This is a genomic window from Mumia spirodelae, assembly GCF_050632745.1.
Classification (GTDB): Bacteria; Actinomycetota; Actinomycetes; order Propionibacteriales; family Nocardioidaceae; genus Mumia.
This window is the reverse complement of sequence record NZ_JBODSD010000002.1, coordinates 630,533-645,764: the sequence shown is the minus strand read 5'-3', so window position 1 is coordinate 645,764 and position 15,232 is coordinate 630,533. Positions and strand designations below refer to the sequence as shown.

29 protein-coding genes are annotated in these 15,232 nt (G+C 68.0%); all 29 read left to right on the top strand.

The window, feature by feature from the left end; all coding sequences use genetic code 11:
• Positions 1-14 precede the first annotated feature (14 nt).
• Positions 15-845 carry a 50S ribosomal protein L2 gene (gene rplB / locus ACQSSQ_RS12665; protein WP_431327434.1) on the top strand — a complete coding sequence of 277 codons (831 nt, stop codon included), beginning with the start codon at positions 15-17 and terminating at the stop codon, positions 843-845.
• A gap of 13 nt (positions 846-858) precedes the next feature.
• Positions 859-1,140: a 30S ribosomal protein S19 gene (gene rpsS, locus ACQSSQ_RS12660; protein ID WP_431327433.1), complete on the top strand. Its 282-nt coding sequence runs from the start codon at positions 859-861 to the stop codon at positions 1,138-1,140.
• Positions 1,141-1,169: 29 nt separating this feature from the next.
• Positions 1,170-1,604, top strand: a complete 435-nt coding sequence (rplV, locus tag ACQSSQ_RS12655) for a 50S ribosomal protein L22 (RefSeq protein WP_431327432.1) — start codon at positions 1,170-1,172, stop codon at positions 1,602-1,604.
• Positions 1,604-2,440, top strand: coding sequence for a 30S ribosomal protein S3 (gene rpsC / locus ACQSSQ_RS12650; RefSeq protein ID WP_431327431.1), 837 nt, complete (start codon positions 1,604-1,606; stop codon positions 2,438-2,440). Before rplV ends, rpsC begins: the two co-directional genes overlap by 1 nt.
• A 3-nt stretch (positions 2,441-2,443) precedes the next feature.
• On the top strand, positions 2,444-2,863 hold the full coding sequence (rplP, locus tag ACQSSQ_RS12645) for a 50S ribosomal protein L16 (RefSeq protein ID WP_431327430.1): 420 nt from the start codon (positions 2,444-2,446) through the stop codon (positions 2,861-2,863).
• Positions 2,863-3,087 carry a 50S ribosomal protein L29 gene (gene rpmC, locus ACQSSQ_RS12640; RefSeq protein ID WP_431327429.1) on the top strand — a complete coding sequence of 75 codons (225 nt, stop codon included), beginning with the start codon at positions 2,863-2,865 and terminating at the stop codon, positions 3,085-3,087. The genes rplP and rpmC overlap by 1 nt, the downstream gene beginning before the upstream one ends.
• Entirely contained in the window at positions 3,084-3,359 is a 276-nt protein-coding gene (rpsQ, locus tag ACQSSQ_RS12635; RefSeq protein ID WP_431327428.1) for a 30S ribosomal protein S17, read from the top strand. The genes rpmC and rpsQ overlap by 4 nt, the downstream gene beginning before the upstream one ends.
• 63 nt (positions 3,360-3,422) lie before the next feature.
• Positions 3,423-3,791, top strand: coding sequence for a 50S ribosomal protein L14 (gene rplN / locus ACQSSQ_RS12630; protein WP_139087795.1), 369 nt, complete (start codon positions 3,423-3,425; stop codon positions 3,789-3,791).
• On the top strand, positions 3,791-4,162 hold the full coding sequence (rplX, locus tag ACQSSQ_RS12625) for a 50S ribosomal protein L24 (protein ID WP_431327427.1): 372 nt from the start codon (positions 3,791-3,793) through the stop codon (positions 4,160-4,162). Before rplN ends, rplX begins: the two co-directional genes overlap by 1 nt.
• Entirely contained in the window at positions 4,162-4,731 is a 570-nt protein-coding gene (gene rplE / locus ACQSSQ_RS12620; protein ID WP_431327426.1) for a 50S ribosomal protein L5, read from the top strand. Before rplX ends, rplE begins: the two co-directional genes overlap by 1 nt.
• A 2-nt stretch (positions 4,732-4,733) precedes the next feature.
• Positions 4,734-4,919, top strand: coding sequence for a type Z 30S ribosomal protein S14 (locus ACQSSQ_RS12615; RefSeq protein ID WP_139087798.1), 186 nt, complete (start codon positions 4,734-4,736; stop codon positions 4,917-4,919).
• Positions 4,920-4,994: 75 nt separating this feature from the next.
• Positions 4,995-5,402 carry a 30S ribosomal protein S8 gene (rpsH, locus tag ACQSSQ_RS12610; RefSeq protein WP_431327425.1) on the top strand — a complete coding sequence of 136 codons (408 nt, stop codon included), beginning with the start codon at positions 4,995-4,997 and terminating at the stop codon, positions 5,400-5,402.
• Positions 5,403-5,418: 16 nt separating this feature from the next.
• The gene (gene rplF, locus ACQSSQ_RS12605; protein ID WP_431327424.1) at positions 5,419-5,961 is read left to right on the top strand and encodes a 50S ribosomal protein L6; all 543 of its coding nucleotides are present in this window, start codon (positions 5,419-5,421) and stop codon (positions 5,959-5,961) included.
• Entirely contained in the window at positions 5,961-6,344 is a 384-nt protein-coding gene (gene rplR / locus ACQSSQ_RS12600; protein ID WP_431327423.1) for a 50S ribosomal protein L18, read from the top strand. The genes rplF and rplR overlap by 1 nt, the downstream gene beginning before the upstream one ends.
• Positions 6,345-6,371: 27 nt before the next feature.
• Positions 6,372-6,974, top strand: coding sequence for a 30S ribosomal protein S5 (rpsE, locus tag ACQSSQ_RS12595; RefSeq protein ID WP_431327422.1), 603 nt, complete (start codon positions 6,372-6,374; stop codon positions 6,972-6,974).
• Positions 6,974-7,156: a 50S ribosomal protein L30 gene (gene rpmD, locus ACQSSQ_RS12590; RefSeq protein ID WP_431327421.1), complete on the top strand. Its 183-nt coding sequence runs from the start codon at positions 6,974-6,976 to the stop codon at positions 7,154-7,156. The genes rpsE and rpmD overlap by 1 nt, the downstream gene beginning before the upstream one ends.
• Before the next feature lie 14 nt (positions 7,157-7,170).
• Positions 7,171-7,611, top strand: coding sequence for a 50S ribosomal protein L15 (gene rplO, locus ACQSSQ_RS12585; protein WP_431327420.1), 441 nt, complete (start codon positions 7,171-7,173; stop codon positions 7,609-7,611).
• 141 nt (positions 7,612-7,752) lie between these two features.
• Positions 7,753-9,060, top strand: a complete 1,308-nt coding sequence (gene secY / locus ACQSSQ_RS12580) for a preprotein translocase subunit SecY (RefSeq protein ID WP_431327419.1) — start codon at positions 7,753-7,755, stop codon at positions 9,058-9,060.
• Entirely contained in the window at positions 9,057-9,626 is a 570-nt protein-coding gene (locus tag ACQSSQ_RS12575; protein WP_431327418.1) for an adenylate kinase, read from the top strand. The genes secY and ACQSSQ_RS12575 overlap by 4 nt, the downstream gene beginning before the upstream one ends.
• Positions 9,627-9,633: 7 nt before the next feature.
• Positions 9,634-10,470, top strand: a complete 837-nt coding sequence (gene map, locus ACQSSQ_RS12570; RefSeq protein ID WP_431327417.1) for a type I methionyl aminopeptidase — start codon at positions 9,634-9,636, stop codon at positions 10,468-10,470.
• Positions 10,471-10,592: 122 nt separating this feature from the next.
• Positions 10,593-10,814: a translation initiation factor IF-1 gene (gene infA, locus ACQSSQ_RS12565; RefSeq protein WP_039345467.1), complete on the top strand. Its 222-nt coding sequence runs from the start codon at positions 10,593-10,595 to the stop codon at positions 10,812-10,814.
• A gap of 79 nt (positions 10,815-10,893) precedes the next feature.
• On the top strand, positions 10,894-11,007 hold the full coding sequence (gene rpmJ, locus ACQSSQ_RS12560) for a 50S ribosomal protein L36 (protein WP_068116313.1): 114 nt from the start codon (positions 10,894-10,896) through the stop codon (positions 11,005-11,007).
• A 133-nt stretch (positions 11,008-11,140) separates the two neighbouring features.
• Positions 11,141-11,518, top strand: coding sequence for a 30S ribosomal protein S13 (gene rpsM, locus ACQSSQ_RS12555; RefSeq protein ID WP_431327416.1), 378 nt, complete (start codon positions 11,141-11,143; stop codon positions 11,516-11,518).
• Entirely contained in the window at positions 11,518-11,916 is a 399-nt protein-coding gene (gene rpsK / locus ACQSSQ_RS12550) for a 30S ribosomal protein S11 (protein ID WP_139087808.1), read from the top strand. Before rpsM ends, rpsK begins: the two co-directional genes overlap by 1 nt.
• Before the next feature lie 28 nt (positions 11,917-11,944).
• Complete coding sequence (rpsD, locus tag ACQSSQ_RS12545; protein WP_431327415.1) at positions 11,945-12,553, top strand: 30S ribosomal protein S4; 609 nt, start codon at positions 11,945-11,947, stop codon at positions 12,551-12,553.
• A gap of 98 nt (positions 12,554-12,651) precedes the next feature.
• Positions 12,652-13,665 carry a DNA-directed RNA polymerase subunit alpha gene (locus ACQSSQ_RS12540; RefSeq protein WP_431327414.1) on the top strand — a complete coding sequence of 338 codons (1,014 nt, stop codon included), beginning with the start codon at positions 12,652-12,654 and terminating at the stop codon, positions 13,663-13,665.
• Positions 13,666-13,714: 49 nt separating this feature from the next.
• Positions 13,715-14,278: a 50S ribosomal protein L17 gene (gene rplQ, locus ACQSSQ_RS12535; RefSeq protein ID WP_431327413.1), complete on the top strand. Its 564-nt coding sequence runs from the start codon at positions 13,715-13,717 to the stop codon at positions 14,276-14,278.
• Positions 14,279-14,395: 117 nt separating this feature from the next.
• Complete coding sequence (locus ACQSSQ_RS12530) at positions 14,396-14,665, top strand: GlsB/YeaQ/YmgE family stress response membrane protein (RefSeq protein WP_431327412.1); 270 nt, start codon at positions 14,396-14,398, stop codon at positions 14,663-14,665.
• Between the two features lie 33 nt (positions 14,666-14,698).
• Entirely contained in the window at positions 14,699-15,223 is a 525-nt protein-coding gene (locus ACQSSQ_RS12525) for a 2'-5' RNA ligase family protein (protein ID WP_431327411.1), read from the top strand.
• Positions 15,224-15,232 lie beyond the last annotated feature (9 nt).

The following is a 15,232-nucleotide window of genomic DNA, read 5'->3' as shown; positions in this document are numbered from 1 at the left end:
AGGACTGAGTACGTATGGCAATCCGTAAGTACAAGCCGACCACCCCGGGCCGTCGCGGCTCGTCGGTGGCCGACTTCAGCGAGATCACGCGCTCGACGCCCGAGAAGTCTCTGACGCGTCCGCTGCCCAAGAAGGGCGGCCGCAACAACCAGGGCCGGATCACCACCCGGCACCAGGGCGGCGGTCACAAGCGCGCCTACCGCATCATCGACTTCAAGCGGTACGACAAGGACGGCGTGCCGGCGAAGGTCGCGCACATCGAGTACGACCCCAACCGCACCGCGCGCATCGCGCTGCTGCACTACGCCGACGGTGAGAAGCGCTACATCATCGCGCCGGAGGGTCTGAAGCAGGGCATGACGGTCGAGGCCGGTCCCGGCGCCGACATCAAGCCCGGCAACAACCTGCCGCTGCGCAACATCCCGGTCGGCACCACGGTCCACGCGATCGAGCTCCGTCCCGGTGGCGGCGCCAAGATGGGCCGCTCCGCCGGCGCCAAGGTGCAGCTCGTGGCTCGTGAGGGCAACCGTGCGCAGCTGCGTCTCCCCTCGGGCGAGATGCGCTACGTCGACGTCCGCTGCCGCGCCAGCATCGGCGAGGTCGGCAACGCCGAGCAGTCGAACATCAACTGGGGCAAGGCCGGCCGCAACCGCTGGAAGGGCAAGCGCCCGACCGTCCGTGGCGTGGCGATGAACCCGATCGACCACCCGCACGGTGGTGGCGAGGGCAAGACCTCGGGTGGTCGCAACCCGGTGTCGCCGTGGGGCCAGCCCGAGGGCCGTACCCGCAAGAAGAAGGCCAGCGACAAGCTGATCGTCCGTCGCCGCAAGTCCGGAAAGCGCTGAGGAAGAACCTGACATGCCACGCAGTTTGAAGAAGGGGCCGTTCGTCGACGGACACCTGCTCAAGAAGGTCGAGACTCAGAACGAGGCCGGCACGCACACCGTCATCAAGACGTGGTCGCGCCGCTCGATGATCCTCCCGTCCTTCATCGGTCACACCATCGCCGTCCACGACGGACGCAAGCACGTGCCGGTGTTCGTCACCGACGCGATGGTCGGCCACAAGCTGGGCGAGTTCGCGCCGACGCGTACCTTCCGCGGACACGTCAAGGACGACCGTAAGAGCCGCCGCCGCTGACGCGGGCGACAACCAAGGGAAGAGTTCAGATGAGCACATTGGAGCGTAAGGGCCTCAGCGCCCGGCGCGAGAGCCTGCTCGGCGACGAGCCCGGTGCTTTCGCGGTCGCACGCTTCGTCCGCGTCACGCCGCAGAAGGCGCGCCGGGTCGTCGACATGGTCCGCGGCCTGGACGTGGACGAGGCACTGGCCCTGCTGCGGTTCGCCCCGCAGGGTGCGGCGCAGGACGTCTACAAGCTGGTCGCCAGCGCCGTCGCGAACGCCGAGACCACCGAGGGCCTCGACCGCTCGACGCTGGTCGTCTCGGCCATCCGGGTCGACGAGGGCCCGACGATGAAGCGCTGGCGCCCGCGTGCGCGGGGTGCGGCCAACCGCATCCTCAAGCGCACCAGCCACATCACCGTCGTCGTGCAGCCGGCTGACGCTGTCGCCGACAAGTCGAACAAGAAGGGTGGGAACCGCTAGTGGGACAGAAGATCAACCCGCACGGCTTCCGTCTCGGTATCTCCACCGACCACAAGAGCCGCTGGTACGCCGACAAGCTCTACAAGAGCTACGTCGGCGAGGACATCAAGATCCGTCGCCTGCTCACCAAGGGCATGGACCGCGCCGGCATCAGCCGGGTCGAGATCGAGCGCACCCGTGACCGCGTCCGCGTGGACATCCACACGGCGCGTCCGGGCATCGTGATCGGCCGCCGCGGCGCCGAGGCCGACCGCATCCGCGGTGACCTCGAGAAGCTCACGGGCAAGCAGATCCAGCTCAACATCCTCGAGGTCAAGAACCCCGAGCTCGATGCGCAGCTGGTCGCCCAGGGCGTCGCCGAGCAGCTCGCCGGCCGTGTGCAGTTCCGTCGCGCGATGCGCAAGGCGCTGCAGACGACCATGCGCGCCGGCGCGAAGGGTGTCCGCATCCAGTGCTCCGGCCGTCTCGGCGGTGCCGAGATGTCGCGCTCGGAGTTCTACCGCGAGGGCCGCGTGCCCCTGCACACGCTCCGCGCGGACGTCGACTACGGCTTCTACGAGGCCAAGACGACGTTCGGCCGCATCGGCGTGAAGGTCTGGATCTACAAGGGCGAGGTCGCCGGCACCCGTGCCGAGCGCGAGGCTCAGGCCGCCGCCCGCGCAGCCGCCCCCGGTGGGCGTCAGCGTCCGGGTCGTGGCGGCGGTCGCCGTCCGGCGCGTGACGGTCAGCGCGGCGAGCGTCCCGCACGTCAGCAGGAGCAGGCCGCCGAGTCGGCTCCCGCGAGCAGTGAGGCTGCTGCCGCCCCGGCGGACGCGGCCAACGGAACGGAGAGCTGAACCATGCTGATCCCGCGCAGGGTCAAGCACCGCAAGCAGCACCACCCCAAGCGTCGTGGCGCCGCCAAGGGCGGCACGTCGCTGGCGTTCGGTGACTTCGGCATCCAGGCGGTCGAGGGTCACTACGTGACCAACCGGCAGATCGAGTCGGCTCGTATCGCCATGACCCGTCACATCAAGCGTGGCGGCAAGGTGTGGATCAACATCTACCCGGACCGTCCGCTGACCAAGAAGCCTGCCGAGACCCGCATGGGCTCCGGCAAGGGTTCGCCGGAGTGGTGGATCGCCAACGTCAAGGCCGGCCGCGTCATGTTCGAGCTGTCGGGCGTGTCGGAGCCGGTGGCGCGTGAGGCGCTGCGGCGTGCGATCCACAAGCTCCCGATGAAGTGCAAGATCGTGACCCGCGAGGCAGGTGACCTCTGATGGCGAACGCCACCACCGCCGCCGACCTCCGCGCCCTGAGCGCAGAGGACCTGGCCGCCAAGCTGGGCGAGGCCAAGGAAGAGCTGTTCAACCTCCGCTTCCAGGCCGCGACCGGCCAGCTCGAGAACAACGCGCGGCTGCGTACGGTGCGCAAGGACATCGCGCGCATCTACACCGTCGTCCGCGAGCGCGAGCTCGGCATCATCGAAAGTGAAGAGGCATGAGCACCAGTAACACCGCAGGCGAGCGCAACCGCCGCAAGGTGCGTGAGGGTCTCGTCGTGAGCGACAAGATGGACAAGACCGTCGTCGTCAGCGTCGAGGACCACGTCAAGCACGCGCTCTACGGCAAGGTCATGCGCCGTACGAGCAAGCTCAAGGCTCACGACGAGGCCAACGAGGCCGGCATCGGCGACCGCGTGCTGATCGCGGAGACGCGACCGCTGTCGTCGACCAAGCGTTGGCGCCTCGTCGAGATCCTCGAGAAGGCCAAGTAACCACTCGTTCCGTCAGGCTCACGGAGACCCCGTGAGAACCGGCGAGACAACAGGAGAGAACCGATGATCCAGCAGGAGTCGCGACTCAAGGTCGCCGACAACACCGGTGCGAAGGAGATCCTTTGCATCCGCGTGCTCGGCGGTTCCGGTCGTCGATACGCAGGGATCGGCGACACCATCGTCGCCACCGTCAAGGACGCGATCCCGGGCGGGAACGTCAAGAAGGGCGACGTCGTCAAGGCCGTCGTCGTCCGCACCGCGAAGGAGCGCCGTCGTCCGGACGGCTCCTACATCCGGTTCGACGAGAACGCCGCAGTCATCTTGAAGAACGATGGTGAGCCCCGTGGCACGCGCATCTTCGGCCCCGTGGGCCGCGAGCTGCGCGACAAGCGGTTCATGCGCATCATCTCGCTCGCCCCGGAGGTGCTGTGATGACTGCCAACAAGAAGAGCCTGACCATCAAGAAGGGTGACACGGTCCGCGTCCTCACGGGCAAGGACCGCGGCGTCGAGGGCAAGGTCATCGCCGTGCTCCCCGAGACCGACCGCGTCATCGTCGAGGGCGTGAACCGGATCAAGCGGCACCAGAAGGCGCTGCAGCCGGGCACGACCAGCTCGATCATCACCAAGGAGGCCCCGATCCACGTGTCCAACGTGGCGCTCCTGGTCGAGGTCGACGGCGAGAAGGTCACCACCCGGATCGGCTTCCGTCGTGACGAGGTCACCAAGAAGCGCCCGGACGGCACCAGCTACAGCGCGCACCGCAGCGTGCGCATCGCCAAGCGCACCGGAGAGGAGATCTGATGAGCGCCGAGACCGCAGAGAAGGTCACGCCGCGCGTGAAGACGCGCTACCGCGAGGAGATCCTCCCCGCGCTGCGTGAGCAGTTCGCGTACGAGAACGTCATGCAGGTCCCCGGCCTGACCAAGATCGTCGTCAACATGGGCGTCGGCGAGGCGGCCCGGGACTCGAAGCTGATCGAGGGCGCGATCCGCGACCTGGCCGCGATCACCGGCCAGAAGCCGCAGGTCACCCGGGCCCGCAAGTCCATCGCGCAGTTCAAGCTGCGCGAGGGCATGCCGATCGGTGCGCACGTGACGCTGCGCGGCGACCGCATGTGGGAGTTCCTCGACCGGCTCCTGTCGATCGCGCTCCCGCGTATCCGCGACTTCCGCGGCCTCTCGCCGAAGCAGTTCGACGGGCGCGGCAACTACACCTTCGGTCTCACGGAGCAGGTCATGTTCCACGAGATCGACCAGGACAAGATCGACCGGACCCGTGGCATGGACATCACCATCGTCACCTCGGCGACCAACGACGAGGAGGGGCGCGCGCTCCTCACCAAGCTCGGCTTCCCGTTCAAGGAGAACTGACCATGGCGAAGACCTCGCTCAAGGTGAAGGCCGCGCGCAAGCCGAAGTACGCCGTGCGCGCCTACACCCGCTGCCAGCGCTGTGGCCGTCCGAAGTCCGTCTACCGCAAGTTCGGCCTCTGCCGGATCTGCCTGCGGACGATGGCTCACCGCGGTGAGCTCCCGGGCGTCACGAAGAGCAGCTGGTAATCCCGACTCGACCCTGAACGCCGCAGGTCCGCACCGCCGGTGCGGAAACCGTGGCAGGAAAGTGGAAACACACTCATGACGATGACTGATCCGATCGCGGACATGCTGACGCGTGTCCGCAACGGCAACCAGGCGTTCCACGACGAGGTGAGCATGCCCTACAGCAAGCTCAAGGCCGGCGTCGCGGAGATCCTGAAGCAAGAGGGCTACATCACGGGCTTCTCCGTGGTCGAGCCGACCGGGGACGCCGTGGGCAAGACGCTCACGGTGACCCTCAAGTACGGCCAGCACCGCGAGCGTGCGATCGCCGGCATCCGGCGCATCAGCAAGCCGGGCCTGCGGGTCTACGCGAAGTCGAACAACCTGCCGAAGGTGCTCGGTGGCCTGGGCGTGGCGATCATCTCCACGAGCCAGGGCCTCCTCACCGACAAGCAGGCCAAGCACAAGGGCGTGGGCGGCGAAGTCCTCGCCTACGTCTGGTGACGGGAGGAGACAACACATGTCACGTATTGGCAAGCAGCCGGTGACGGTTCCTTCCGGTGTCGACATCGCGATCGACGGGCAGGTCGTCACGGTCAAGGGCCCGAAGGGCACCCTGTCGCACACCGTGGCCGCACCGATCACCGCGACCAAGGGCGAGGACGGCGCGATCTCGGTCGAGCGTCCCAACGACGAGCGTCAGAACCGCTCGCTCCACGGCCTGACGCGCACGCTGATCAACAACATGGTCATCGGCGTCACGGAGGGCTACGAGAAGAAGCTCGAGCTCGTCGGCGTCGGCTACCGCGTCCTGGCCAAGGGCCCGGCCGCGATCGAGCTCAACCTCGGCTTCAGCCACCCGGTCGCCTTCGAGGCTCCGGAGGGTGTGACCTTCACGGTCGAGTCGCCGACCAAGCTCACCGTCGCCGGGATCGACAAGCAGCGCGTCGGTGAGGTTGCGGCCAACATCCGCAAGCTGCGCAAGCCGGAGCCCTACAAGGGCAAGGGCGTGCGGTACGCCGGCGAGCACGTTCGCCGCAAGGCTGGGAAGGCTGGAAAGTAATGGCTATCGCTCTCAAGCACCGCAAGCACGAGGCTGCGCGTACCGCGGGTCGTCGTCGCCGTCAGGTGCGCGGTCGCAAGCGGGTCGCCGGGACGCAGGAGCGTCCGCGTCTGGTGATCACGCGCTCCAGCCGTCACATCGTCGCGCAGGTCGTCAACGACCTGGAGGGCCGTACGCTTGCGTCGGCGTCGTCGATGGAGGCCGAGCTGCGCTCGCTCGACGGTGACAAGACCGCCAAGGCCCGTCGCGTCGGTGAGCTGATCGCCGACCGCGCGAAGGTCGCCGGGGTCGAGTCGGTCGTGTTCGACCGCGCAGGGAACAAGTACCAGGGGCGCGTCGCCGCCCTGGCCGAGGGCGCCCGCGAGGGCGGCCTGGCCTTCTAGGCCAGACGAGAGAAGAGGACAGTCGAAATGAGCGGAGCCCAGCGCCGCAGTGGCGGCGGGGACCGTCGGGGTCGCGGCCGCGACTCGGCGGACAAGACCGCATACATCGAGAAGGTCGTCGGCATCAACCGCGTGGCCAAGGTCGTCAAGGGCGGACGTCGGTTCAGCTTCACGGCCCTGGTCGTCGTCGGTGACGGCGACGGCATGGTCGGCGTCGGCTACGGCAAGGCGAAGGAGGTGCCGACCGCCATCCAGAAGGGTGTCGAGGAGGCGAAGAAGTCCTTCTTCCGCGTGCCGCGCATCCAGGGCACCATCCCGCACCCCGTGCAGGGTGAGAAGGCCGCCGGCGTCGTCATGCTGCGCCCGGCCGCTCCTGGTACCGGTGTCATCGCCGGTGGCCCGGTCCGCGCCGTGCTCGAGGCCGCAGGCATCCACGACGTGCTGAGCAAGTCGCTCGGCTCGTCGAACGCGATCAACATCGTGCACGCGACCATCCAGGCGCTGCGTGAGCTCGAGGCTCCGGCCGACGTGGCGTCGCGCCGCGGTCTGCCGGTCGAGCACGTCGCCCCGGCCGCGCTGCTCAAGGCCGAGAAGGAGCCGAACCCGGCTCCGGCCCAGGCGGGTGCGTGATGGCGAAGCTGCAGGTGACCCAGGTGCGCTCCGGTATCGGGCGCAAGCAGAACCAGCGCGAGACCCTGCGCACGCTCGGTCTCAAGCGCATCGGCGACGTCGTCGTCAAGGAGGACCGTCCCGAGATCCGCGGGATGATCGCGACGGTTCCTCACCTCGTCGACGTCAAGACTGTGGACTGAGGGGAGGAACTGACATGACGCTCAAGCTGCACCACCTCCGCCCCGCGCCGGGCGCGAAGACCGCGAAGACCCGTGTGGGTCGTGGTGAGGGAAGCAAGGGCAAGACCGCGGGCCGCGGCACCAAGGGCACGAGTGCCCGCTACCAGGTGCCCGTCGGCTTCGAGGGCGGCCAGGTCCCGATCCACATGCGTCTCCCCAAGCTGGGCGGGTTCAAGAGCCCGTTCAAGGTGGAGTACCAGGTCGTGAACCTGACCCGTCTCGGTGAGCTCTTCCCCGAGGGCGGCACGGTCGACGTGGCCGCGCTCGTCGCGAAGGGCGCGGTCCGCAAGGGCCAGCCCGTCAAGGTGCTCGGCAACGGCGAGATCTCGGTCGCGGTCCAGGTGACCGCCGACAAGTTCTCGGCCTCGGCCAAGAGCAAGATCGAAGCGGCTGGCGGCTCGGTCACCGAGCTCTGAGTCGTACCACTCGAATGAGACATGGCGGTCTCTGACAGTCGCTCACCGAGCGGCTGTTAGAGTCGCCATGTTTTTCGCTCCACCCCCATCCGTACCGCTACACGCACGGGACACCGTCGCCGTTGTCCATAGGAGGACCCGGTGCTCAGCGCCTTCGTCAACGCGTTCAAGACGCCTGATCTGCGCAAGAAGATCTTGTTCGTCTTGTTCATCCTCGTGCTGTTCCGGATGGGCTCCGTCCTCCCCGCCCCGGGTGTGGACGTGGAGAACGTCCAGTTCTGTCTCAACGCGGCCACCACCGGTGACAACGCCAACAGCCTGTTCAACCTGCTGAACGTCTTCTCCGGCGGCGCGCTGCTCCAGCTGACGGTGTTCGCGCTCGGCATCATGCCGTACATCACGGCGAGCATCATCCTGCAGCTGCTGACGGTCGTGATCCCCCGACTGGAGACCCTCAAGAAGGAGGGCCAGTCCGGTCAGGCCAAGATCACCCAGTACACCCGCTACCTGACGCTCGGCCTCGCCGTCCTCCAGGGCGCCGGCATCGTGGCGATGGCCCGCTCGGGTGCGCTCTTCGGCAACCAGTGCCAGCGCGACCTGCTGGTCGACACCGACTCGGTCTCGCTCTTCCTGCTGATCGTCCTCGTGATGGTCGCCGGCACCGCGGTGATCATGTGGTTCGGCGAGCTCATCACCGACCGCGGCGTCGGCAACGGCATGTCCCTGCTGATCTTCACGCAGATCGTCGCGACCTTCCCCGGCACGATGTGGCTCATCAAGGAGCAGCGCGGCTGGGGCGTCTTCGCGATCGTCATCGGCGTCGGTCTCGCCGTCATGGCGGCCGTCATCTTCATCGAGCAGGCCCAGCGCCGGATCCCGGTCCAGTACGCGCGCCGCATGGTCGGTCGCAAGATGTTCGGCGGCTCCTCGACCTACATCCCTCTGAAGGTGAACCAGGCCGGCGTCATCCCGGTCATCTTCGCCTCGAGCCTCCTGTACCTGCCGGCGCTCGCCGCCCAGTTCAACCAGGGCAAGCCCTGGGCGAACTGGATCAACGACAACTTCGTGCGCGGTGACCACCCGGTCTACATGCTCACCTTCTTCCTGCTGATCGTGTTCTTCACCTACTTCTACGTGTCGATCACCTTCAACCCGAAGGAGGTCGCCGACAACATGAAGAAGTACGGCGGTTTCATCCCCGGCATCCGCGCCGGGCGTCCGACCGAGCAGTACCTCGGGTACGTGCTCTCGCGTATCACCTTCCCCGGTTCGCTGTACCTCGGTCTGGTGGCGCTCATCCCGCTGCTGGCCTTCATGCTGGTCGACGCCAACCAGAACTTCCCGTTCGGCGGTACGACGCTCCTCATCATCGTGGGCGTCGGCCTCGACACGGTGAAGCAGATCGAGAGCCAGCTGCAGCAGCGCAACTACGAAGGGTTCCTCAAGTGACGCGTCTCCTGTTCATGGGTCCCCCGGGTGCCGGCAAGGGCACCCAGGCGACTCTGCTCGCCGAGAAGCTCGGCATCCCGCACATCTCCACGGGCGACATCTTCCGTGCCAACGTCTCGCAGGGGACGGAGCTCGGTGTGCTGGCGAAGAGCTACATGGACAAGGGTGAGTACGTCCCCGACGAGGTCACCAACGCGATGGTCCGCGACCGTCTCGGTGAGGAGGACGCCCGCACCGGGTTCCTGCTCGACGGCTACCCGCGGACGGTGGACCAGGTCCACACGCTCGACGGGATCCTCGACGACCTGGGTGAGAAGCTCGACGCGGTCGTGGAGCTCGTGGTGGAGCGCGAGGAGCTCATCGCCCGCCTGCTGAAGCGGGCGGAGACCTCGGGCCGCACCGACGACACCGAAGAGGTGATCCGTCACCGCCAGGAGGTCTACGAGCAGACGGCCTCGCTGCTCTCGGTCTACGCCGACCGCGGCCTGCTCGTGCAGGTCGACGGGGTCGGCGGAATCGACGAGGTGCAGAGCCGCATCCTCGCCGCGCTGCCGCAGGCGGGCTAGCACCCCGATGGGCCTCTTCGGCAGCGGCCTCGAGATCAAGAAGCCCGAGCAGGTCGCGGTGATGCGGCAGGCGGGTGTGATCGTCGGCGAGACTCTCGCGCTGCTGCGCGCGTCGGTGCGGGCCGGCATGACCACCGCCGACCTCGATGCGATCGCGGAGGAGCACATCCGCAGCCGCGGCGCCAAGCCCAACTTCAAGGGCTACCACGGGTTCCCCGCGACGATCTGCACGTCGGTCAACGACGAGGTCGTCCACGGGATCCCCGGCGGCCGCGTGATCGAGGAGGGCGACCTCGTCTCGATCGACTGCGGCTGCGTCTTGGACGGGTGGCACTCCGACGCCGCCGTCACCGTGGCGGTGGGCGAGGTCCCGCAGAGCCGGCGTGAGCTGATGCGCGTCTGCGAGGAGTCGATGTGGCGGGGGATCGCTGCCGCTCGACTCGGCGGGCGGGTCAGCGACATCGGTCACGCGGTGGAGTCGTTCGTCCGCAGCCAGCCCGGTGGCGAGTCGTACGGGATCGTCGAGGACTACGTGGGCCACGGGATCGGCAGCGCGATGCACATGCCGCCCAACGTCCCCAACTTCGGCAGCCCCGGCCACGGGCCCAAGCTCGTGAAGGGCCTGGTCCTCGCGGTGGAGCCGATGATCACCGAGGGGACCATCGACACCACGACCCTCGAGGACGACTGGACCGTCGTGACCGACGACGGGGGATGGTCGGCGCACTTCGAGCACACCTTCACGCTGACCGACGGGGGCGCGTGGGTGCTCACCGCCCTCGACGGCGGCCGGGAGAAGCTCGCCGAGCTCGGCGTCCCGTACGGCGGTCCGTCCGAGGGCTGAGCGCCTCCGGGAGCGGATTTGTCCCGCGGTTGCGGTGCACCGTACTATGGACAGTCGGCCGAGGTCTGCGCATCTGCATGCCTTCGGCCGGTCCGAGAGACGTACGACAGATTGCGGAGGACATGCCGAAGAAGGAAGGCGTCATCGAGCTCGAGGGCTCGGTCATCGAGGCCCTGCCGAACGCGATGTTCCGGGTCGAGCTGACCAACGGCCACAAGGTTCTTGCGCACATCAGCGGCAAGATGCGCCAGCACTACATCCGGATCCTCCCCGAGGACCGTGTGGTGGTGGAGCTGTCCCCGTACGACCTCACCCGAGGTCGGATCGTCTACCGGTACAAGTGACCCGCACCGACGGTCGCCCGTGAGGGCGCCGTCGTCGCGTGCCGCCCAGCCATCCGTCCGTTCAAGATAAGAGAGCTCGATGAAGGTTCAACCGAGCGTCAAGCCGATCTGCGACAAGTGCAAGGTCATCCGTCGCCATGGCCGAGTCATGGTGATCTGCGAGAACCCGCGCCACAAGCAGCGGCAGGGCTGACCAGCCCACCACCCACACGTGGCCGCTCACCCCGTCGACGACGAGGTGCTTCCCCCGGACCGGAGGCCGGGGCCTGGCTGAGGCAGCCGGGACGCGCCACGCCCACACCTCCGCAGTGGAAGGAAACCGCCTGATGGCACGCCTCATCGGTGTCGACCTGCCGCGCGACAAGCGCGTGGTGATCGGTCTCACCTACATCTACGGCATCGGCCGTACCCGCAGCCAGCAGCTGCTCGAGCAGACCGGCATCAGCCCCGACCTGCGCGTCCACGAGCTGAGCGAGGACCAGCTGGTCGCGCTCCGTGACGCGATCGAGGGTCAGTACCAGGTCGAGGGCGACCTTCGTCGCGAAGTGGCCGCCGACATCCGTCGCAAGATCGAGATCGGCAGCTACCAGGGCCGCCGTCACCGCGCCGGGCTCCCCGTGCGCGGTCAGCGGACCAAGACGAACGCGCGCACCCGCAAGGGTCCGAAGCGCACCGTTGCCGGCAGCAAGAAGAAGGGTAAGTAATGCCTCCGAAGGGCACGGGCGCCAAGAAGGTGCGCCGCAAGGAGAAGAAGAACGTCGCCGCGGGCCAGGCCCACATCAAGAGCACGTTCAACAACACGATCGTCACGATCACCGACCCGACCGGTGCGGTGATCTCGTGGGCCTCGGCCGGCACCGTCGGCTTCAAGGGCTCGCGCAAGTCCACTCCGTACGCCGCGCAGATGGCCGCCGAGGCCGCCGGGCGTCGGGCGATGGAGCACGGGATGAAGAAGATCGACGTCTTCGTCAAGGGTCCGGGCTCGGGCCGCGAGACGGCGATCCGCTCCCTGGGTGCGGTCGGCCTCGAGGTCGGCACCATCCAGGACGTCACCCCCAGCCCCCACAACGGCGTGCGGCCGCCCAAGCGCCGCCGCGTCTGATCGCCCGGATCGGAGAGGAGAAACACAGATGGCCCGTTACACCGGACCCCTGACCAAGAAGTCTCGCCGCCTGGGCGTCGACCTCGTCGGCGGCGACGCCGCGTTCGAGCGTCGTCCCTACCCGCCCGGCCAGCACGGCCGCGGCCGGGTGAAGGAGAGCGAGTACCGCACGCAGCTCCAGGAGAAGCAGAAGGCGCGCTACACCTACGGCGTCCTGGAGAAGCAGTTCCGCAAGTACTACGAGGAGGCGCACCGTCGTCCCGGCAAGACCGGTGACAACCTGCTCCAGATCCTCGAGTCGCGTCTCGACAACGTCGTGTACCGCGCCGGCTTCGCCCGGACCCGTCGTCACGCTCGCCAGCTCGTGGTCCACGGCCACTTCCTGGTCAACGGCCACAAGACCGACATCCCGTCGTTCCAGGTCAGCCAGTACGACATCATCGACGTGAAGCCGAAGTCCCTCGAGACGACGCCGTTCATCGTCGCTCGCGAGACGTTCGACGCCTCGACGGTTCCCGGATGGCTCACCTCCGTCCCGGAGAAGGGCCGCATCCTGGTCCACCAGCCGCCGGTGCGCGAGCAGATCGTCGTGCCGATCACCGAGCAGCTGATTGTGGAGTACTACTCCAAGATCTGATCGCTCGAAAGGCTGCCCGGGGCGTTCCCGGGCAGCCACCACCACCTCCACAGACCGTGTCCGTCAAATAGCGGGCGACGCGGAAAGGAATCCAGAAAATGCTCATTGCACAGCGGCCCACCCTGTCCGAGGACGTCGTCGACGAGTTCCGTTCGCGGTTCGTCATCGAGCCCCTCGAGCCCGGCTTCGGCTACACCCTCGGTAACTCGCTGCGCCGTACGCTCCTGTCGTCGATCCCGGGTGCAGCCGTCACCTCGATCAAGATCGACGGTGTCCTGCACGAGTTCTCGACGATCCCCGGCGTGACCGAGGACGTCACCGAGATCATCCTGAACCTCAAGAACCTCGTGGTCAGCTCGGAGCACGACGAGCCCGTCGTCATGTACCTGCGCAAGCAGGGCCCCGGCGACGTCACCGCCGCCGACATCGCGCCCCCGGCCGGTGTCGAGGTGCACAACCCGGACCTCAAGATCGCGACCCTGAACGACAAGGGCAAGATCGAGGTGGAGCTGGTGGTCGAGCGCGGACGCGGTTACGTGTCGGCCGTCCAGAACAAGACCGGCGACGAGGAGATCGGGCGCATGCCGGTCGACTCGATCTACAGCCCGGTCCTCAAGGTCACGTACAAGGTCGAGGCGACTCGTGTCGAGCAGCGCACCGACTTCGACAAGCTCATCATCGACGTCGAGACCAAGCGCTCGATCCTGCCGCGCGACGCCATGGCGTCGGCCGGCAAGACGCTGGTCGAGCTGTTCGGTCTGGCGCGCGAGCTGAACGTCGAGGCCGAGGGCATCGACATCGGCCCGTCGCCGGTCGACGAGGCGCTCGCCGCCGACCTGGCCCTTCCGGTGGAGGACCTCCACCTGACGGTGCGCTCGTACAACTGCCTCAAGCGCGAGGGCATCCACACCGTGGGTGAGCTCATCTCGCGCAGCGAGCAGGACCTGCTGGACATCCGCAACTTCGGTTCGAAGTCCATCGACGAGGTGAAGGCCAAGCTCGCAGAGATGGGCCTGGGCCTCAAGGACAGCCCGGCCGGCTTCGACCCGTCCCAGGTGGTCGACAACTACGGCGACGACGACGAGAGCTTCGCGGAGGACGAGCAGTACTGAGCCGACGCTCAGCACTGATCTCCGCAACGACATCCCAGGAGACACAGCAATGCCCACGCCCACCAAGGGTCCGCGGCTCGGCGGGAGCCCGGCGCACCAGCGCCTCATCCTCGCCAACCTCGCACAGAGCCTGTTCGAGCACGGCCGCATCACCACCACCGAGGCGAAGGCCAAGCGCCTTCGTCCGTACGCCGAGTCGCTGATCACGCGCGCCAAGGTCGACACCGTCGCCAACCGGCGCCAGGTCGTCAAGGTGATCCGTGACAAGGAGATCCTGCACGTCCTGTTCACCGAGATCGCGCCGAAGTACACGACGCGCCCCGGTGGCTACACGCGCATCACCAAGATCGGGCCGCGCAAGGGCGACAACGCCCCCATGGCCGTGATCGAGCTCGTCGAGGAGAAGGACTTCTCCGTCACGACGAAGTCGCCGAAGAAGGCCAAGAAGTCTGAGGCCGCCCCGGTGGCCGAGAGCGCCGACGAGGTCAAGGACCAGATCGCCGCCGCCGACGAGGCCGAGACCGAGGCTCCGGCCGACGAGCCGACCGCGGAGGCGACCGCCGCCGACGAGGCTCCCGCCGACGAGGCGAAGGACGACGCCGAGAAGGCCTGACCTTCACGGTTCTGCGACGCAGGCCGGCACCGCCCCGGAGAGGGGTGGGTGCCGGCCTTCGTCGTCTCCACGGCGCGTTCGGCTGCGGCGGGCCGCGTACGGCCCTAGGCTGCGGTCGTGCTCATCATTGCGATCATCCTCTTCGGCATGCTGGTCGGCGCCATCGCGCAGTTCATCCTGGGCCGCGGCGCGTCCGGCATCGACTGGCCGATGGCGTTCGTCTCGGGACTGGTCGGATCGTTCGTCGGCGGGCTGCTCATCAGCCTTCTGTCCGGCGACGGCCTGGAGCTTCGCGCGAGCGGCATCATCGGGTCCATCGTCGGCGCCGTCATCGTGACCCTGGTCTGGCAGTGGCTGCGCCGCCGCTCGGCGAGCACGGCGCACTGACACGCGTCGGCGTGCCCCGGCGACGGGGCTGAGATGGCCCTCGCGGTCTGCCTGCTCTTCGACCCGGCCACCGAGCGGCGGCTGCGGGCGCTGTGGCGGCGGCTCGAGGACGCCGGCATCCACACCCTCGCCTCGCACACGCACGGACGGCACCATCCGCACCTGTCGTACGCGGTCCTGCGCGCCTGGGACCTGGAGGCCGTGCGGGAGGCGGTCGACGCGCTGCCCGACGGCGGGCCGGTCACGCTGCGGTGCCACGGCACCGTGGTCTTCCCGCGCGGACGGGCGGCGCTGGCACCGGCGGTGACCGCCGACGTGTCCCGACGTCAGGAGTCGGTCACCGCGGCGCTCGTCGCGACCGGGGCCGACCTGCACCGGAACTACGCGCCGGGGGCGTGGGTGCCGCACGTCTCCGTGGCCACCCGCGCCCCGGGCGCGAAGCTCCTCGCGGTCGTCGAGGCCGTCGCGGACGTCCTGCCGATGCCGTTGACCGTCGACCGGGCAGCGATCATCGACAGCGGCACCGGCCAGCTCTGGCCGCTCGCCGCGATCCCTTGACCGCGTGCC